This is a genomic window from Streptomyces sp. SID14436 (genome assembly GCF_010548465.1).
GTDB lineage: Bacteria > Actinomycetota > Actinomycetes > Streptomycetales > Streptomycetaceae > Streptomyces.
Map to the genome: position 1 here is coordinate 1 of NZ_JAAGMD010000241.1, position 2,956 is coordinate 2,956.

Annotated in this window: 1 protein-coding gene; it reads right to left on the reverse strand. The window is 74.6% G+C overall.

The window, feature by feature from the left end; translation table 11 throughout:
- On the reverse strand, nucleotides 1–2,956 hold a 2,956-nt coding region (gene dnaE, locus G3I53_RS08885; protein WP_164438202.1), incomplete at both ends, for a DNA polymerase III subunit alpha.

Here is a 2,956-nt window from a genome sequence, read left to right on the forward strand (position 1 = left end):
CCGGACCGCCGCCGTCGTCGGGCCCGGTGCCGGTGCCGCCCGGCCCGGCCAGCCGGGCCGCGACGCCCTCCAGCCCTTCCTCCCGGCGCACCTCCAGCAGGTCGGCGAGGTTCCAGGCGGCGGAGCCGACGATGCTGAGGCTGCGCGGGCCGCGGCGCTGCACCACTCCACGCACCAGCAGCAGCCAGGAGTGGAAGACGGTGTGGGCGCAGGCGTCGTGGGAGTCGTCGAAGAAGGCGAGGTCCACCAGGCCCGTGCCGTCGTCCAGGGTGGAGAAGATGACCCGCTTGCCGGACCGGATGGGCGGGGTCTGGGTGGCCGCCTTGGCCCCCGCGACCAGCACCGTCTCCCCGTGCCGGGCCTCGCGCAGCCGCCGGGCGGAGACCACGCCCAGCTCGTCGAGGAAGGCGCGGTGGTCGTCCATCAGGTTGCGCGAGGCGTCCATGGACAGCACGCCCAGTTCGGCGCTGAGCCGCTCCGGCGGGGTGAGGTCGGGCAGCCCGGCCGGGGCGGTCCGCCGACCGCCGGACAGGGGGAGCTGGTCCCCGCGTCCGCCCCGGGCGCCCCGGTGCAGTTCGGTGAGGTGCAGTTGCAGGTCGCGCCGGTTGGCGCCGAACGCGTCCAGCGCGCCGACCTGGGCCAGCCGCTGGGCGACGGGCCTGCTGGGCCGGGCCCGCTCCCAGAAGTCGAGCAGCGAGGCGTACGGCTGCCCGTCGGCGATCCGCGCGGCCTCGGCCTCGCTGATGCCGTGCACGTCGCAGAGCGCCAGCCGCAGCCCCCACACCTCCCCGCTCTCCGGCGCATGTTGCCCTTTCGCCCCATTCAACCCCTTTGCGTCAGACACCAGTTCGATCCGGTGGGTGACACCCGACGCGTTGACGTCCAGCGGCAGGATCGGCACCCCGCGCCGCCGCGCGTCCGCCAGCAGCAGCCGCTTCGGGTACATCCCGGGGTCGTGGGTGAGCAGCCCCGCGTAGAAGGCGGCCGGGTGGTGCGCCTTCAGCCACGCCGACTGGTAGGTGGGCACGGCGAAGGCGACCGCGTGCGCCTTGCAGAAGCCGTAGGAGCCGAAGGCGGCCACGATCTCCCAGGTGCGGTGAATCGTTTCCGCGTCGTAGCCCCGGGCCGCCGCGTGCTGCGCGAACCACACCTGGATCCGCCCCTGCGACTCCGGGTCGGACAGCCCTCGCCGCACCCGGTCCGCCTCGCCGCGTCCGCAGCCGGTCATGATCGAGACGATGTCGATGACCTGCTCGTGGAAGACCACCACCCCGTACGTCCCCTTCAGCGGCTCCTCCAGGTCCGGGTGCGGGTAACGCACCGGCGCCCGCCCGTGCCGGGCCTCGATGAACGGCCGCACCATGTCGGCGGCGACCGGCCCGGGCCGGAAGAGGGAGATGTCCACGACGAGGTCGTGGAAGGTGGCCGGCTGGAGCCGCCCGACCAGGTCCCGCTGGCCCGGCGACTCGATCTGGAAGCAGCCGAGCGTCTCGGTGGACCGGATGAGCCCGTACGTCGCCGGGTCGCCCTCCGGCACCGCGTCCAGGTCGATCCGCTCCCCCGTCGCCCGCTCCACCTCGGTGACCGCGTGCGCCATCGCCGACTGCATCCGCACCCCCAGCACGTCCAGCTTGAGCAGCCCGAGGTCCTCGACGTCGTCCTTGTCGAACTGCGCCATGGGGAAGCCTTCGCCGCTGGTCGGCATCACCGGCGTGCGGGTGAGCAGGGAGGCGTCGGACAGCAGGACACCGCAGGGGTGCATGGCGACGCCGCGCGGGAGCGCGTCGAGGGCCTCGACCAGCTCCCAGAGCCTGCCGTACCGGTCCTTCCGCCCCGCCAGTTCCCGCAGTTCGGGCAGTTCCTCGAGCGCCGCGCGGGCGTCACGGGCGCGGATGTGCGGGAAGGACTTGGCGATCCGGTCGATCTCGGCCGGGTCCATGGACAGCGCCGCGCCGACGTCCCGGATGGCGTGGCGCACCCGGTAGGTCTCGGGCATCGCGACGGTGGCGACCCGTTCGGTGCCGAACCGGCCGATGATCGCGCGGTAGACCTCCAGCCGGCGGGCGGACTCCACGTCGATGTCGATATCGGGCAGCACGACCCGCTCCTTGGACAGGAAGCGCTCCATCAGCAGCCCGTGCTCGACCGGGTCGGCGTGCGCGATGCCGAGCAGGTGGTTGACCAGGGAGCCCGCGCCGGAGCCGCGCGCGGCCACCCGGATGCCGAGGTCCCGCACGTCGTCGACGACCTGGGCGACGGTCAGGAAATAGGAGGCGAACCCGTGGTGGGCGATGATGTCCAGCTCGTGGTGCATCCGCTCCCAGTAGTCCCGGCGTCCGGCGTAGCCGCGCAGCACCATGCCCGCCGTCGCCCGGGAGGCCAGGGCCCGCTGGGCGGTGCGGCGGCCGGCGCCGACGAGGTGCGGCTCGGGGAAGTGGACGCTTCCCATGCCGAGGTCGTCGTCGGGGTCGACCAGGCACTCGGCGGCCGTGGCCTGTGTCTGCTCCAGGAGCCGGCGGGCGGCGGCGCGCCGGAAGCCCGCGGCCTCCACCATCCGCTCGGCGGCCCGCTCCATGGCGTCCGCGTCCTTGAGCCAGGCCTCGCCGGAGTCCAGCCCTTTGGCCGGGTCGACCGGGACGAGACGGCGGGCGGCGTCCAGGACGTCGGCGACCGGCCCGAGACCGGGGTCGGCGTAGCGGACGGCGTTGCTGAGCACCGGGCGGACGCGCTGTTCGGCGGCGAAGCCGAGGGTGCGGGCGGCCAGCCGCAGGGAGCCGGGGCCGGTGCCGCCGCGGCCGTGCCACACGGCCTCCAGGCGCAGGGCGTCCCCGTAGACCTCCCGCCAGGGGGCGAGCAGCCGGGCCGCCCGGTCGGGGCGGCCCGCGGCGAGGGCCCGGCCGACGTCGGAGTCGGGGCCGAGCAGCACGGTCAGCCGGCCGATGAGTTCCTCCGGCTC